Here is a 16,320-nt window from a genome sequence, read left to right on the forward strand (position 1 = left end):
GCTTGACCTTGTAGTCCATTGGCAACTGTTCCAGCGTAACCGCCACCGTTACCAATCTGACCGGTCGTGCCAGTGCTCAATTGACCGTTGCCAGCAGTATTGCCGCTGTAGGTGCCATTACCAGTAACATTTCCATTGCTGGTGCCTTGTTCAGCTGTGGTGTTCTGGTTAGAACTCGTATTGCCATTAGCATTTTGATCGTCATTAGTGGTTGACGAACCATTAGTAGTACTGTTAGTGCTTTGACCACTATTACTGTTCTGACCAGTACTTGCGGTATTACCACCATTGGTCGTCGAACCGTTATTACCGTTCTTCGTGTAGATAACAGTCGTGTTCGCGCCAGGATCGATTGGTGTAACCGTGCTATTCGTTGGCGTGTAACCATCAACGGATGGCACAGTCTGGTTTTCAGCGATCTTAGTTGGGTCGTTTGGATCATTCTGGTAGGTCTGGCCAGTGCCAATCTGCTTACCGTTTTGATCAACTGGAACAATCTGACCCAGCTTCTGATAGGAAACGGTCGTCGAGATGTTCTTCTGAACCGTTGGTTGGCCGGTAATTGTCTTTTGGGTGGTGTAGTAACCATCAACAACTGGTACCTGAACATCGCTGTACTTCTTCTGGCTCGGTGTCCAATCGGTGCCACTGATGACCTTTCCAGTGACCTTATCAACGGTGACAGTCCGCGTCCAGGTTGAAGTCTGCACGTTATCGCCGGTTAAGGTTTCACCGTTTGGTCCAACAAAGTGAACCGTGTAGGTGTAATCCTTGCTATAAGTATCCTTGGCAGGCCACTTAGGACCGTTTGGATCATTCGGGTTAATTGGTGTGCCTGGCTCATGCTGGTCGTTTGGACCAAGCTGGGCTGTGCCGTGTTTAACCGTAACGGTGTAGGTTTGGTCAACGGACGGGTTGTTGTCGAAGTTCTGACCCGTCGTTGGATTAGTGATGTTCGTGACATCGTAACCCTTATTCTTCAGCTCAGTGATCGTCTTGGTTTGGTCATAGTTGATCGGTTGCCCACTCTTGCCAGTAACCGTGTCGGTTGTGATTGGGCTGCCGTCTGGGTCAACGTACGTGATAGTCACTTTCTCAGTGTCAGTGGTTGGAGTTTGCGAGCTTTGGCTACCCTGGCTTTCCGAACCTTGGCTTGTCTGGCTGCCCTGACTCTGCGAGCCTTGACCAGTCTGACTGCCCTGGCTTTGTGAACCCTGGCTAGTCTGACTACCCTGGCTTTCTGAGACCTGGCTAGTTTGACTACCTTGGCTCTGCGAGCCTTGGCTTGTCTGGCTGCCTTGACTTTGCGAACCTTGGCTCGTTTGACTGCCCTGGCTCTGCGAACCCTGACTCGTCTCACTGCCTTGACTCGTTTGGCTACCTTGACTCTGTGAACCCTGACTCGTCTGGTTACCTTGGCTTTCTGAGCCTTGACTCGTCTGGCTACCCTGGCTCTCGGAACCTTGGCTCGTTTCACTGCCTTGGCTCTCTTGGCTCGTCTCACTACCTTGGCTTTCTGAGCCTTGACTCGTTTCACTGCCTTGACTCTGTGAGCCTTGGCTGGTTTGACTGCCTTGGCTTTCTGAGCCCTGGCTCGTCTGACTACCTTGACTCTGCGAACCTTGGCTAGTTTGACTGCCTTGGCTCTGTGAACCTTGGCTCGTCTGGCTGCCCTGGCTCTGCGAACCTTGACTCGTCTGACTACCTTGACTCTGTGAGCCTTGGCTAGTTTGGCTGCCTTGGCTCTGCGAGCCCTGACTTGTCTCACTACCTTGGCTTTGTGAGCCCTGACTAGTTTGACTGCCTTGACTCTGTGAGCCTTGACTTGTCTGACTACCTTGACTCTGTGAACCTTGGCTCGTCTGGCTGCCTTGACTCTCGGAGCCTTGACTCGTTTCACTGCCTTGGCTTTCTGAACCCTGACTGGTCTGGCTACCTTGACTCTCGGAGCCTTGACTGGTCTGGCTACCCTGACTCTGTGAGCTTTGACTAGTCTCACTGCCTTGGATTTGCGATCCTTGGCTGGTTTGACTACCTTGGCTCTGCGATCCTTGGCTGGTTTGACTGCTTTGACTCTGCGAGCCCTGGCTTGTCTGACTGCTTTGACTTTGTGAGCCTTGGCTGGTCTGGCTGCCCTGGCTCTCGGAACCCTGACTGGTCTGACTGCCTTGACTCTGTGAGCCTTGGCTGGTTTGACTACCTTGGCTTTGCGATCCTTGACTGGTCTGGCTGCCTTGACTCTCGGAACCCTGACTGGTCTGGCTGCTTTGACTCTGTGAGCCTTGGCTGGTCTGGCTGCCCTGGCTCTCGGAACCTTGACTGGTCTGGCTACCCTGGCTCTGTGAGCCTTGACTCGTTTCACTGCCTTGACTCTGCGAGCCCTGGCTTGTCTGACTGCCTTGACTTTCTGAGCCTTGACTGGTCTGACTGCCTTGGCTTTCTGAACCCTGACTCGTCTCGCTGCCTTGGCTTTCCGAACCTTGACTCGTCTGACTACCTTGGCTCTGCGATCCCTGGCTCGTCTGGCTACCTTGACTTTCTGAGCCTTGGCTAGTTTGACTACCTTGACTTTCCGAACCTTGACTCGTCTGACTACCTTGGCTCTGCGATCCTTGGCTGGTTTGACTGCTTTGACTCTGCGAGCCCTGGCTTGTCTGACTGCTTTGACTTTGTGAGCCTTGGCTGGTCTGGCTGCCCTGGCTCTCGGAACCTTGACTGGTCTGGCTACCCTGGCTCTGTGAGCCTTGACTCGTTTCACTGCCTTGACTCTCGGAACCCTGACTCGCCTGGCTACCTTGACTCTCGGAGCCCTGACTTGTTTCACTGCCTTGGCTCTGTGAACCCTGGCTCGTCTGACTACCTTGACTCTGTGAGCCCTGACTCGTCTGGCTGCCTTGACTCTGCGAGCCTTGGCTGGTTTGACTACCTTGACTTTCTGAGCCCTGACTCGTCTGGCTGCCTTGGCTTTCCGAACCTTGACTCGTTTGGCTGCCTTGACTCTCCGAACCTTGACTCGTTTCACTGCCTTGACTCTTGGAACCCTGACTGGTCTGGCTACCCTGACTCTGTGAGCCTTGGCTGGTCTGGCTGCCCTGGCTCTCGGAACCTTGACTCGTTTGGCTGCCTTGGCTCTGTGAGCCCTGGCTTGTTTGGCTGCCTTGGCTTTCGGAGCCTTGACTCGTTTGGCTACCTTGACTTTCTGAACCCTGACTCGTCTGACTACCTTGACTTGCAGGAGCCTTCTGGTAGTTGACCGTTGTTTCGATGTCATTCATCGTGACTGGCTGGGAGGCGACGTATGACTTATCTGGAACGTAGCCCTCAATCGTTGGTGTGGCGACTGAATCGTAATTAGTCTTGCTTGGCGTCCAATCCGTGTCGTATTGACCGTGGACAACCTGCTTGGTGACTGGATCCCAAGTCAGTGTCCGGCTCCAGGTTGCCGTTTGGACATTGTCCGCTGGCGTCTGGTCGCCCGCTCCAGCATAATGGATGGTTGCCTTTACCTGCTTCTGATACTGGCTCGGGTCAACCTCCTTATTCGGGTGCTGCGGATTGACCGGACTGTCATTGTGCTTCAACGTTACGATGAAGACCTGATCGCTCTGGTCATTAGCATCGAAGTACTGTGGCTGGCCTTCGAAGTCGAAATCATTGTTGACCAGGATGTAACCCTGGTCCCGCAGCTGCTTGATCGTCTGGGCCGTGCTGTAATTGATCCGGGTGTTCGGCTTACCCGTCAGCTTGCCGGAATTCGTGATCTCCTCATTGTGATTGTCTTGGTCGAGGTAGCGAATCTCCGCGTTTTGATCCTGCGTCATCGGGTCCTTGACCTGCCGGTAGGTTACCGTGTATTTCCGGTTCGGACTGGTGGCGTTAACCGTATCACCACCGACATAGTAAGCGTCCGGAACGTAGCCCGTCACCGCTGGCGTGCCGATAACTTGGTAGGTCTGCTCGGCTGGCTGCCAACCATTGTCCTTGATTACCTGGTTGTTCGTCTGGTCAACCACTACCGTGTGGTTAAATTCAACACTCGTGGTGCTGTCTTTTGGCGTCTGCTCACCCGCGCCGACGTAGTGAACCGTTTGCGTCCCTTTTTGCGTGGCCTGGGTGATCGTCTTGGTGCCGTGCTTCAGGATGACCTGGAAGACCTGCTCAACCTTTGGATTATTGTCAAAGGTGGCCATTCCGGCTGGGAAGCCGTCATTAACCAGGACATAGCCCTGCTTCTCAAGCGTTGCCAGCTGATCCTTCGTGCTGTAATTAATCAGCTCGCCGTCGTTGCCGCTGAGTTCCGCGGACTGAGCCAGGACCGCATTATGGTTGTCCTGATCCAGGTAAACAACGTGGGCACTCTCCTTGGCCGGCGCCTTCGTGTAGAAGACAACCTCCGTTTCGTTCGGCGTCTCGTGGGTGATGTTACCCATTGCCGGCACGGTCGCTTCGGAGGCCGTGTAGCCGTCAATCGTCGGGGAAGTTACCGCCGCAAAGCTGTCGTCCTTCGGCGTGTCCCAGCTATCTTTATCCGTGACCAGGTCGTGGTTACCGGTGAAGGTCAGCGTTTGGACGCTATCGGCCGCGGCGGTCTTGCCGGTGTCACCATAGATGTACTTCACCGTCCGCTTGACCGTGGCGGTGAGCGGTTGGGTCGTGTGCTTCAGGTAAATGTAGTAGGTGTTGCCGGCATTGTGATTGTCGCCGGTGGTGTAGGTATAGGTCTTATTGAACTGGTAGGCGTTGGCCGCCTTGTTCAGCGGATCATTCGGGTCGTAAAGGTAGTGGGCTCCGTAAACGTAGTAACGCACGATCGTTTCGGGATCTTGGCCCTCAGGGAAGGTAAAGGCAGAGCCGTAGTGACCATCGTTGGTGGCCTTGGTTTCGAGGACCTTGTAGCCATTCACGCCCTTAGGATCCTTGGTGTCCGCATCGAGCAGGACAACCGAGCCTTTTTCGGCATCCCCCTGGTAGAAGATGTAGATATTACCAATCTGACTTTGCTGACTAGGGTAAGTAACATCGATTGATTTTGTTCCATCGGCCAAAGCCAAGGCCTGGTCATTAGCACCTAATGTAATCGTCCGGCCATTATTTAGCGTAATAACATTGCCACTTTGCTTGAGGGAGTTGACCAAGTGATAATGACTGAACTCACTGGTAGCCGGCAAGGTAATCGTTTGCTTGGTACTCGGATCAGCATAGGTCGTCTGAACCGCTTCTTCGTTGCTAATCGGGAGACCGGTGTCGTAGTTAATGTAGTGAATGTTGAGACCGGCTTGGTCAGAAACAGAGCTTTCATCAGTAATAAAACTAGCAGTGGCACTGTAAGGCAATTCGTCTTCTGGATTATTGACAGCAGTCATGGTTTCTTTAACTGAAGAATAAGGTTTCCCAGTTGACGAATTAAATTTATAGTTAAAGTTAATTCCTACGGTAGTTCCAATAGGAAGTCCTTTAAAAACTCCGTTATAGTACTCCTTAGTCTTGTTAATTAATGCTTGCTTATCATTAGCAAATGTAATTGTTTCCGATGAGTCTGCTAATGATTGATAATCATCGTCAGTTAATTTAAATTCCGTTGCTGGGACATGAAAGACCACATTATATCCAACAAGTTTATTCCCATCATATTGCGCCGAATAAGCAAAACCACCATTAGTAAATCGACCATCATTATCCATTAATGTATCAATTGCAGATAGTGATAAGCCATTCTTACTAGAAGTATCTAAACACACAATATTTCCAAGTTCAGAAGCATCATGTGCAAGATGAATTTCTTCATTTACTAATTGGCCATCACTATTAACCGGAAAAAACTGTATCCCAATATTCGGAGTCATACTGGCAATTTGATCAAGATTTTCCCCGGTTACTTGATAATAAAATTTGTATATTTTCTGCTGGTTTATCGTTCCTTGTTGGCCTTTACTTGATTGCAATTTAGTAAAAGAAGTAGTTGGAACAATATGTCGATAATTATAATCAGCTAATATTCCAAATGTATTATATGAACCTTCAGCCATATGGGAAGCTGGAAGTGCGGATAACGCTTGATAATTATCCCGTGAAATGTTTATCGGATAATTAGCTAATGAATTGTTGCTATCATCCGTTAATGCAACTTTTTCATTATAAATAATGTTCCCACTCCGTACTGGTGTAAATGTACTTTTAGGTGTCTGCCAGTTAAATACAAATTTATCCGATGCAGTCGCAAAATTAAATGTCGCCGTACCAACACTTGATGAGTCCTTATTGATGTCAACTGAAAGAACAAATTTATTTGCTGATGATTGGTTTGCATATAGAGTCCCAATTATAACACCATTCTTGTCAGTAACATCACACACTCCACCGCTTACAAGGTAAAGGTATTTATTATTTGAACTACTATAATTAATATTAGCCAGATTAATAATATTGCCAGATTTTAGATACTTGGAATCAACCTTAAAGCTTCCCTTAATACCTAAGTGCGTATACTGGCTAGCTGTTAGATTTAAGGAAGACAAATCTTTGTCCTCATTTTGAAAATTAATTTTCACATTATCCGCTCAAACAGTTTGTGCTTGCTGCTGGCTTTGATTATCAGCCAAACTAACAGCACTATTATTTGCGGTCGAACTATTAGCCTTCTGCGCATTACTCTCAGCCGCGGAGCTCTCCGCTACCGGAGTTGCACTCGTGCTAGGCGCCGCGCTAGCAGCATCATCAGTCCCCGAACTAACCGCCGCTTGGCTCGCCGGCGCTGAACTAACACTCGGCGTGGCTGTTGATGCCGCAGCGCTGTTGCTGCCTTGCCCCAGCACCACGCTCTGGCCGCTTTCGACATTGGCGGCGGCGCTAGTTGGCGTGACGTTGGCGCCCGTATTGTCGTTGCTATTCGTTGCCGGCGTCGCATCCGCGTAGACCGGCGTATTGGCGCCAAAATACAGGGTCGTTCCCAGTAAAACCGAGGTCACGCCAATCCCCAATTTCCGCAAACCATAGTGTGGAACCCGGTGAGAGTGCATGACTTTCTTTAAATAGTCATTATTTTTTGAAACCATCTTCCCAACTCCCCTCAAATTTTCAATTATCACTAATAATTGACCACAAACCTAATATAATTAAATTCATAGTTTTCAGGTCCATTTTAGAAAAAAATAGCAAGTTTTTCGATCACTAAATTTATAATAGTTTGGGCGCTAAAAATGCACGATTCGGACTAAATTCGCGCTGGGAAGCGTTTCTGTCATGCTGGCCGAAACGCCGGCCCGGCACCAATTAGTTCCAACTGATATGGTTTTTCCGTCATACGTCTGCCGTTCACCAGATAACAAAAGCAGCGCTCACCCAAATCCTGGTAAGCGCTGCTTAAAACTATTCAATTGACCTTATCAATGGGAAATTGCCCGATGAGCGTTCATCAGACAGTATTTTCTATTCCGCGAGCTTGCCGACAACCGGCAGACCCTTCAGTACTTTTTCACCGTGGGGCGACTTTTCGACCAGGACCGCGGTCAGGTCGCGGCCGGCCAGGTTGCCGTGGTGCTTGCCACCCCGCCAAGCGGGTTTAGCGGACACGTCATAAACCGTCCCCTTGATCGCCACGTAGGCTGGTTGGCCGTTTTGCCCGTCGTACTTGGCTAACTCTTTCTTGGTAAATACTTGTTCTGTCATTTTGGCCCTCCTTTGGTTTGTGCTGACTTCAGCATACCATCTCACCGGCAAGAAAGGGCCCTTTGCCGGCTTTATTAAGCAAAACTTACTGATTGTCCTTGGCAAACACCAGGTGGACGCCGCCGTCACCAAGCGGCTCGGCCCGGACGAGCTGGAAGCGCTGGTCGACGAAGGCCTGCTTAGTGTCGAAGGTGCCCTTCTTCGTTGCGTCGCCGCTGATGTACGGGGCGACCACCAGGGAAATTTCGTCGACCAGGCCGGCCTTGAGAAAGGCCCCGTTGATCAGGGCACCACCGCCAAGCACCATCTTTTCGATGCCAAAGCGTTGCCGCAGCTTGACCAGGGCCTGCTCAAAGTCAATCTGCTCATCCCCGCAGACCAGGTACGGGATCGCCATTGACCGCAAAAACGCCAGGTAGCGCTTGTCGGCCAGCTTGGTCACCACCTCGATCGCCCGGCTCTTCTTGCCGGCATAATCGAAGTAGTTCTTCTCCCAGCCGGCACGGCCACGGCGGTCAAAGCTGACGTCCCAGGTCGTGGCCTGCAGATTTTCCGGTGACCAGTCGGTGTAGTTAATCCCGGTCGGGTCGTACTGGCTGAGGTCGACCTTCCCCGGTGCCGCGTACATGACGATTGTGTTGGTACCGTTCGCGTTGGTGTTGCTCAGCTGAAAGAGGATGTCGTCATAAAAGTCCCCCGAGGCCTTGTCACCCGGCAGGCCATCCCAGTCGCCATCAATCTTGCCGTCAATCGACTGATACATGTGAATGATTACCTTTGCCCGTTCCATTGTTTAGTCCCCCTATCTGACTGTATTATACCAAAACGGCCGCCCTCCACTTGGAAGGCGGCGCGTTTCTAGCAGTCGTGGGTTCCCTTATATTCAGTGGCGACCGGTTCGGTCAGGTCAACGACTTCCAGGTTTTCGGTCAGGGTCCCCTTCGTCGGGCTGACCAGCGGCATGGTGAAGTACTTCGGGTTAAAGCGGACCTCCATCTGGTTTTCAAACTGGATGTTGGCGTAGGGTTCACTCTTAATCCAGACGTCGCCGATGTTGGAGGCGACCCGCTCGTCGAAGTCATGCAGGTCGGCGTTCTGGTTGACGAAAATCAGCCGGCAGTTGGCGTCCAGGCTGCAGTTGCCGATGGCGGAAAAGGGCCCCACCCCGTCGTCAAAGTCCAGGACGATCTTCTTCCCCGGGCGCAGGTACTTGGCGATCCGTTGCTTCGCCTCCGCAGTAAAGGTTAATTGCTTCATCAGCGCTTCCTCCTCGTATCTTACTAATTGTTAGTTTACGCTTTTAACGAGAAAAACAAACTAATCTGCTCAGGCGGCAAATGTGCCTTTTCTCCTTGTGAATTTCGTTCTATACTTTGGGCAAAGGATGCGGGCACGCTAAAAAGACTAAAGGGGAAGAGCATTATGATTCATGAAATTAAGACCGTCTCAAACTACATCGAAGAGATCGAAAAACTGATCAATACTAAAAAACACAACTATTACTTTCGTGGGCAAGACGATGCCTTCTCCAACACCCTGCCCGCCGTTTTTCGGAACCGGAAACTCCTCGACAACGAGGACAACATGTTTAACGACTTCTTGATGACCGACCCGCAGCTCTTCGAAAAGTGCCGGACGAACTTTGAACGGCTCGCCTTGATGGAGCACTACCACCTGCCGACGCGACTGCTCGACGTCAGCAGCAATCCCCTGATCGCCCTCTTCTTTGCCGTCAAGGGCGGCCAGGGAAACGGCGAGGTTTACGTTTATAAGGACCAGCCCAACCGCGACAAGCTGGCGAAAATGCTTGACCACCAAGGTTGGCCGAACCTGATTGAGGAGTACGACGCTAAGATCGGCTCAACCTACCATAATTATTTTAAGAAGAACGCTTTTTCCAACGAAATGCAGCTGGAGTCCTCCCTCGCCCGCCAGTCGATGGCCGACAAGAGCTCCTTTTTCCAAACCCTCAAGCGCTTCTACGAGCTGGATAATCGGTACATTGCCAAGCAGCACAAGCTCTGGAGCCAGAGCTATTTCAGCTATTTTGAAGACAAAGCCGCCAGTCACTTCATCGACTTTAAACGGGACCTGCAGACGATTCCCTTCCTGCGCCTGTTTGAAGAGGCCAAGCGGGACATCCCCAGTTTTGCCAACAAGCTGAACCCACTGGAATTGATCGTTCCCAAGATCGTTAACAGCACGCGGATGAGCCGCCGGATGGAAAACCAGCAGGGACTCTTCCTCTTCGTGCCCTTCATCGGCGACGAGTACGACCAGTCGGTGACGATTGACTACGCCGAGGTCGAGCACCGCGCCCAGCTGGCGATCGATGTTTTGAGTCTCTATAATTCCGATAATCCCGACGAAAAAGAGAAGTACATCATCCCCGTCCAGTACAAGCACGGCATCTTGGACGAGCTGGCTAAACTCGGGATCGACTACAGCTTCATCTATCCCGAGGACCACACCAAGAAGGCCGAGCTAATCAAGAATAAGTACCTCGAATTATAAGTGGGACGCATGACCGACGATTTGGAATGGGCATTTAACATTTCGCCCGGCGCACCCTAGAATGGGGACGAATTAAACTGATCAACCCTGATTCCGGGAAGGAGACCCTTTTCATGCGTCGTCGTTTTGCTACTGTTCTCGTCATTATTGTTATCGTCGTTGCGCTCGGGGGGCTGACCGTCTGGCATCGCGCCCAGGCAGCCAAGCAATACGTTCAGTCGAACGTTCCCACCATCTTTGTCCACGGTTGGGGCAGCAGTGCCAACGCTGAAACCAAGATGACCCACGCTGCCAAACGGGCCGGGGTCACTGATACAATTGTCCGGGCCAACGTTGCCAAAAACGGCAAGGTAACATTTAACCACACCATCCCGGCGCACGCGATCAACCCGATCGTCGAGGTCAACTTGGCTGACAACAAGCTAAGCGCCTACAAGCACGACTATGTCACCGGCTACAAGCACGGCGGCACCTACGTCAAAAACGTCGTCCTAGCGCTGGAAAAACAGCACCACTATGCCGCCATCAACCTCGTCGGCCATTCGATGGGCAACCTGGAGATCATCAATTACATCAACGACAATGGCAACAATGACCAGTTGCCAAAGATTAACCACCTCGTCGCGATTGCCGGCCACTACAATGGCTTTGTCGGGCAAAAGACCGCCACCAGCCGGGTCGATCCCAAAACCGGCAAGCCAACGCGCGCGGATGCCACTTTCAAACCACTTCTGCGACTGCGGCATACCTTCCCCACCAACACGCGGGTGCTGAACATTTACGGTGACATGGAGGACGGCTCCCATTCCGACGGCGACGTTCCGGTTAATTCGGCCAAGACGCTCAAATACCTGGTCGCCGGTCGCGCTAAATCCTACCGAGAAGTGGAGATTAAGGGCAAGGACGCCCAGCACAGCAAGCTCCACAACAACGATCAGGTCAACCGCGAACTGATCAACTTCCTCTGGCACAAATAATTTTGAAGGACCATCCGGCTTAGCTTCGAGCTGGTGGTTTTTTTGTTACAATGGAGAAAACGAAGTGGAAAGGGGACTTGGAAAATGCGGCACGTTGAGAAAGCTTTATTGATCATACTGGCAGTGGTGACGGGGCTGGCAATCGCCGGGCACGGCCAGGCCGCGACCCTGAAGCAGCCGCGAAGCCAAACCTACCAGGTCACCTACATCAACGCCAACGCCTATCAGACCAAGCACCAGTACGCCCTTTTCAACCGGGCCGGCCGGGTCACTTACGTCAACGTCGAGGATTTCGACCAGTCCGGCAGCCCGTTCGTCGACAGCCAGGCAAGCAAGGAACAGGCCCGAGCGCCCCATCTCCTGCAACGCTACGTTTCCTCAGCCACGGCCCTCAACCGGGTGGCAACGCAGCGTGGTTTCCAAGCTTGGGCGCACAATCGGGTGCGGATCCATAACCAATTAATCACCCAGGCGGCTACTGGCAAGGTCAGTCAGGTCACTAGCACCGGCTTCACCGTCACCTACCCGACCAAGTCAAAGGTTCCCTACGCCACCGTCCAATTCAAGCTGGCCCCAGATAAGTACCAAGTTAAACATTGACGAAAACTACCCACGACTGGATTGCAGTCGTGGGTAGTTTTTTACTCTAAATGCCAGCGCTTCTTTAGCTTATCCTCGCTGAATTGCAGCAGCTCTTCACCGCTGACGCCGTACTTGTCGGCCAAGATCAGCACCTGGTCGATGATGTCGGCCATCTCTTCGCGAAGGTTGTATTCCTTCTCGGCCGTCGTCGCCGTCTTTTCACCAGGATGGGAACGGCCGATCTCAATCGCGCGGACCGCCCGCGCCAGTTCGCCCTCCTCTTCGGTGATAAAGTTCATCCGCTATTCCGGCGACAGTTCGTACCAGTGCTTGCTGCGGTAAAAGTCGCGCAGCCAGCGTTGGTGATCGTTAATCAGCATTTCAACCACTCCTTTGGGCCCTATTATACCCCGGGAGCGGGCGATTAATAGGCCTGGATCAGGTCCTGAATCGGCAGTGCGGTGGTCCCGGTCACGATCTTGGGCGAACCGCCCCCGTTGACCTGGCCGAGCGCTTGAAACTTTGTCAGGATGTCCCGCGCCTTGCCGGCTGGTGAAACGATCGCAAAGCTGGTCTGGTCGCCGAGTTCGGCAACCAATAGTTTGTCGGTCTTCACCTGCCGCAGCAACTGCGGTGCCAGCATCGACATGTCACCGGCGCTATCAATTTGGACCTGGCTGACCGGTTGATCTTCCTCTAGAATTTGCTTGAGCTTAAAGGCCATCAACTCCTTTTTGAGGGCCTTGACCTGCTTTTTAAACTGCTTGTTTTTGGCGGCCAGCTCCTGGATTCCGGCGGTGACCTGATTTTCCTTTACGCTGAGCAGTTTAGCCGCCTGCTTCAGTTCCCGGTCGTCCTGCTTCAGGCGGTCGTTGGTCACCAGGTTGGTCGTGATGAAGATCTTGGTCCCGGCCGAAACCTTGGCCGTACCGAGAATGACGAAACTCTGGAGCTGGCCGGTATGGTTGACGTGGCAGGTACCGCAGGGCTGGGTGTTGATGTCGCCAAAATGGACCAGCCGGACCTGCCCATACTTCCGGTAGGCGGGATCGGGGTAGTCGCTGCCGGCAACGTAGGTGAACGTGGTGGGAATGTCCTGGTGGATGACGTCATTCATCCACGCCTCAACGTCCGCCAGTTCCTCTTCACGGACCTGCTTGGCGTCGACGATGTACCACTCGTTGTGCGGGTCGGCATTCACCTCGACGATCTTGGCATTCTTGTCGGCATAGTAGCCGTCGAGGAGGTGAAAGGCACTCTGCACGGTCGTGTTGATCCAGCGCGTCCGGGCATCAACCTGCATTTTGATCGGGTCGTGGAGCTCGCCGGCCACCTTGTGATAGAGGGTGTCGCCGTCCCACTTCAGGTCAACCACCGGCAGACCGTTGATCGTTCCGCGATCGGCCAGCTGCCCGCCCTTTTCACCGTAGAAGACGGTCTCATCAAAGGCGTAGTAGCCGTCTCGTTCATCCTTGATCTTGGTCGTGCAGGTTAGCTTTTCGAAATCATCGTAGTTCTTGTTCATTGTTCTTCCTCCTCTCGGGCATTTCCTATAGTTCCGCAGTGGTCCCAAGTGCTTTTTGATCCGCCAGGTCTAAGCACTTCTTGGCCGCAGCTAGGTCAAGCAGGGCCATCCCCACCGCGTCAAAAATCGTAATCTGCTGGTCATTGTCACGTCCTGTGGCCTTGCCAACCAGCAGGTCACCAATCTCACCAGCGATCTTTTCCTTGGTAATTACCCCGGTCTTAATTGGGATTTCCGATTCACCGGTCGTGATGCAGTGTTCAAAATCATCAACAAAGACTTTGGCATCCTTGAAAAGCTGCGGATCAATCTCCTCTTTGCCTTCCGCATCCGCGCCAATGCACGAGAAGTGGGTCCCTGGCTTAACCCATTCCTTCTTGATGAGCGGCGTCATCGATGGGGTAACCGTAATAATAATATCACTGTCATGAACGTCACTAGCCAGGTCAGGCGAGGCAGCAAATTCAACGTTGCTGGCATTAATCTGGAACTCATCCTGCAGGCGCTTGGCAATCGTGGCAATGAACTTTTGTGCATTTTCCGGATGAAGGACATCCGCCACCGTCACCTTCTTTAGCTGCGGAAAGAGGGTCAGCGTCCCCGCAATCTGAAAGGCGGCCTGATTTCCGGCACCAAGGATCAGCAGCTTTTTGGAATCGGGGCGAGCCAGCAACTTGGCGCCGAGAGCCCCGGCCGCCCCGGTCCGAATCCCCGTAATGTAGGAACCATCAAGAATTCCCAGCGGTTCACCGGTCTGAGCGCTGAACACCACGATCATCCCCACCAGGTCGGGAAGGCCCTTCGCCGGATTGTCGCCGAAGAAGGAAACCGTCTTGTGCCCGTAGATTCCTAACTTTGGCAGATAACCGGACTTAATATCCATGTCCGCCTTACCGGGATTGAACGCGTAGAAAGTGGTAGGCCAAACAACCGTCTCACCATTGCTTTTAGCAGCGTAGACCTGTTTGTTTTCCTCGATGATCGAGCCCATGTCCGTTACCGCTTGGATCTGCTCTTTCGTTAAAATCTTAAATTTTGCCATGATTCTCACTCCTTCTTAGTTAAAACTGCTTATACTTCGTCATCAGATCGGTCAAAAGGTCGCCGTCAATGTTGCCACCCGAGATCACGAGCGCAATGTTCTTACCGCCGATCCGGTCCCCATACTCCTGAACCGCCGCAATCGTCATGCAGCTAGACGGCTCCGCGATAAACTTTTCTTCCCGGGCCATGAAGCTGGTTGCCTTGCCGATTGCGTCTTCGGAAACGACGATCAAATCGTCCAGGTAGTTTTTCAGGATCTTGTAGGAGAGGGCCCCCACCCCGCCGATCACCGCGTCACACATCGATGGTTTGGAAGGATAGTCCGCATAAAAGTGATTGTCTTCATATGATTTAGCCATCGCCGGGCACGCTGCGGTTTGAACACCGACAATCCGAACATTGGGGTTGAGATGCTTCGCGGCGACCGCCGTTCCGGTGATCAGGCCGCCGCCACCGATTGGAACAACGATCGTATCAATCGCCGGATTCTGCTTTATAATCTCCAAGCCAACGGTTCCTTGGCCACCATAGATTTTGAAGTCGTCGTAGTAGGCATCGATGTAGGTCATCTCGTGGTCATTAATGTACTGCATCCCTAACTTATGGGCTTCGTCGTAATCCTTACCCATCAGCATCACCTTTGCGCCAAAGTACTTGATCTTGTCGATCTTACTTTGCGGTGCCGTTTTTGGAACAATCACCACGGTATTTTGAATGCCCAGCAGGGACGAAGCATAGCTGACTGAGCTGCCGTGATTCCCGGAAGAAATCGTCGCAACCCCCTTTTTCTTTTGCTCCGGAGTCAGCGTTAGCATTTTGTTGAGTGCCCCTCTGATCTTGAAGCTCTTTGCCCGTTGCATTGATTCGAGTTTGAAGAAATACTTCTGATCCTTGTCGCCTAGGTAGTACGATTGAACCAGTGGGGTTGTCGGTACGTACGGGTGGATCCGCTTGTATGCGGCTGCTACTTCGTTGAAATTAAATTCTTGTTCTGTCATCAGAAAAAACCTCCTAGTACGCAAAAAGCACCCAACCCTATTTCTCTTCCGTTCGAAAGCCCTAACGAAATAAGGTTGAGTGCTATTATTCCCAGTTCCGGGGAACCAGGTAGCGTATTTATTTGTTGCTAATATTCTAGCACAATTAAGAATGGATGTAAACGTTTGGAATCAAATTTTGTTTAATCAACTTTCGCCAATCTACTCTCAATCCTAGTACCAGGCCGGTTTGTCGCCGTCCGTTCCCGGCTTGTCGACCCCGAAGTCTTTGCGTGCATACGGTGCCGGATCGTCGATGATCTTGGCGACAAAGTTCCCGATCGACTTCCGCGAAACTTCGGTCCCCTTAAAGGCCTCGCCACGCTCCGTGGTCTCATAGTCGACCTCGTCCTTGTTGGTCAACCAGGCCGGACGAATAATCGTGTAGTCCAAGTCGGAAGCGGAAATCACGTCCGCGGCCTTGCGGTAGGTGCCGAGGTAGCTGTCCTCCTGGCCGCCACCAAGCTCGGCATTATTCCATTCGCCAAACTTGCCGGGAACCTCGTCGTAGATTCCGATCGAAGAAATCCAGACCAGCTGCTTAACGTTATTCTCGTCCATCGCTGATACAATGTTTTTGGCCTGCTGTTCGATCTCTGGGTTCCGCAAATTAGCGTAAACAACATCGGCCATCTCAACGGCGGCACCCAATTCACCGACGTTCAACGTATCACCCTTAATCACCGTTTCACGCTGATCATCAACGTGCTTCAAGTTTTGGGGATGACGCGTATACAGTAACAGGTGATCGTCGCCGTTCTTCAACAGCGCATCAATCGCGTGTCCAGCAATTTTACCAGTCGCGCCGAGAATCAGTACTTGCTTTGTCATAAATAATCCTTCCTTCTTAATTAAATTCCCTTGGCTTACGATACCTAGTATACTTGCCCCGCTAACTTATTAAAAGTAAATACTTGCCGGTAAGGTAGTTACCCACCGGTAAGATTTACCTGACCCGGGGGCGGTTCGGGAAATT

The 16,320-nt window shown here is 52.0% G+C and carries 12 protein-coding genes and 1 pseudogene; 3 read left to right on the forward strand and 10 right to left on the reverse strand.

Annotated features, from left to right (window positions below; translation table 11 throughout):
- From OCT58_RS04915 to OCT58_RS04935, 5 genes are all read right to left on the reverse strand, one after another.
- Nucleotides 1-5,363: mucin-binding protein (locus tag OCT58_RS04915; RefSeq protein ID WP_438361112.1), on the reverse strand; the 5,363-nt coding region annotated here is incomplete at its 3' end.
- 1,194 nt (nt 5,364-6,557) lie between these two features.
- A complete protein-coding gene (locus OCT58_RS04920; RefSeq protein ID WP_267201771.1) occupies nt 6,558-7,052 on the reverse strand; it encodes a YSIRK-type signal peptide-containing protein in 495 nt (164 codons plus the stop codon).
- A 373-nt stretch (nt 7,053-7,425) separates the two neighbouring features.
- Nucleotides 7,426-7,665: a cytochrome b5 domain-containing protein gene (locus tag OCT58_RS04925; RefSeq protein ID WP_267201772.1), complete on the reverse strand. Its 240-nt coding sequence runs from the start codon at nt 7,663-7,665 to the stop codon at nt 7,426-7,428.
- Nucleotides 7,666-7,750: 85 nt separating this feature from the next.
- Complete coding sequence (locus tag OCT58_RS04930) at nt 7,751-8,455, reverse strand: dihydrofolate reductase family protein (protein WP_267201773.1); 705 nt, start codon at nt 8,453-8,455, stop codon at nt 7,751-7,753.
- Nucleotides 8,456-8,523: 68 nt separating this feature from the next.
- Nucleotides 8,524-8,922, reverse strand: a complete 399-nt coding sequence (locus tag OCT58_RS04935; protein ID WP_267201774.1) for an iron-sulfur cluster biosynthesis family protein — start codon at nt 8,920-8,922, stop codon at nt 8,524-8,526.
- Nucleotides 8,923-9,087: 165 nt separating this feature from the next.
- On the opposite strand from OCT58_RS04935, the gene OCT58_RS04940 reads away from it, so the two are divergent.
- The 3 genes from OCT58_RS04940 to OCT58_RS04950 all read left to right on the forward strand — a co-directional run bounded on the left by OCT58_RS04940 (nt 9,088) and on the right by OCT58_RS04950 (nt 11,756).
- On the forward strand, nt 9,088-10,179 hold the full coding sequence (locus tag OCT58_RS04940; protein ID WP_267201775.1) for an FRG domain-containing protein: 1,092 nt from the start codon (nt 9,088-9,090) through the stop codon (nt 10,177-10,179).
- 113 nt (nt 10,180-10,292) lie between these two features.
- Nucleotides 10,293-11,156: an alpha/beta hydrolase gene (locus tag OCT58_RS04945; protein ID WP_267201776.1), complete on the forward strand. Its 864-nt coding sequence runs from the start codon at nt 10,293-10,295 to the stop codon at nt 11,154-11,156.
- A gap of 84 nt (nt 11,157-11,240) precedes the next feature.
- On the forward strand, nt 11,241-11,756 hold the full coding sequence (locus OCT58_RS04950; protein WP_267201777.1) for a hypothetical protein: 516 nt from the start codon (nt 11,241-11,243) through the stop codon (nt 11,754-11,756).
- Nucleotides 11,757-11,797: 41 nt separating this feature from the next.
- On the opposite strand, the pseudogene OCT58_RS04955 reads toward OCT58_RS04950, so the two are convergent.
- The 5 genes and pseudogenes from OCT58_RS04955 to OCT58_RS04975 all read right to left on the reverse strand — a co-directional run bounded on the left by OCT58_RS04955 (nt 11,798) and on the right by OCT58_RS04975 (nt 16,175).
- Nucleotides 11,798-12,118, reverse strand: a pseudogene (locus OCT58_RS04955) (MazG nucleotide pyrophosphohydrolase domain-containing protein).
- A 44-nt stretch (nt 12,119-12,162) separates the two neighbouring features.
- Entirely contained in the window at nt 12,163-13,263 is a 1,101-nt protein-coding gene (locus tag OCT58_RS04960; RefSeq protein WP_267201778.1) for an alanine--tRNA ligase, read from the reverse strand.
- Between the two features lie 25 nt (nt 13,264-13,288).
- Nucleotides 13,289-14,305 carry an ornithine cyclodeaminase family protein gene (locus OCT58_RS04965; RefSeq protein WP_267201779.1) on the reverse strand — a complete coding sequence of 339 codons (1,017 nt, stop codon included), beginning with the start codon at nt 14,303-14,305 and terminating at the stop codon, nt 13,289-13,291.
- Nucleotides 14,306-14,324: 19 nt separating this feature from the next.
- Nucleotides 14,325-15,305: a threonine ammonia-lyase gene (locus tag OCT58_RS04970; RefSeq protein WP_267201780.1), complete on the reverse strand. Its 981-nt coding sequence runs from the start codon at nt 15,303-15,305 to the stop codon at nt 14,325-14,327.
- 213 nt (nt 15,306-15,518) lie between these two features.
- Complete coding sequence (locus tag OCT58_RS04975; RefSeq protein ID WP_267201781.1) at nt 15,519-16,175, reverse strand: NAD(P)H-binding protein; 657 nt, start codon at nt 16,173-16,175, stop codon at nt 15,519-15,521.
- Nucleotides 16,176-16,320 lie beyond the last annotated feature (145 nt).

The sequence above is a fragment of the Limosilactobacillus kribbianus genome, assembly GCF_026413145.1.
Lineage (GTDB): Bacteria > Bacillota > Bacilli > Lactobacillales > Lactobacillaceae > Limosilactobacillus > Limosilactobacillus kribbianus.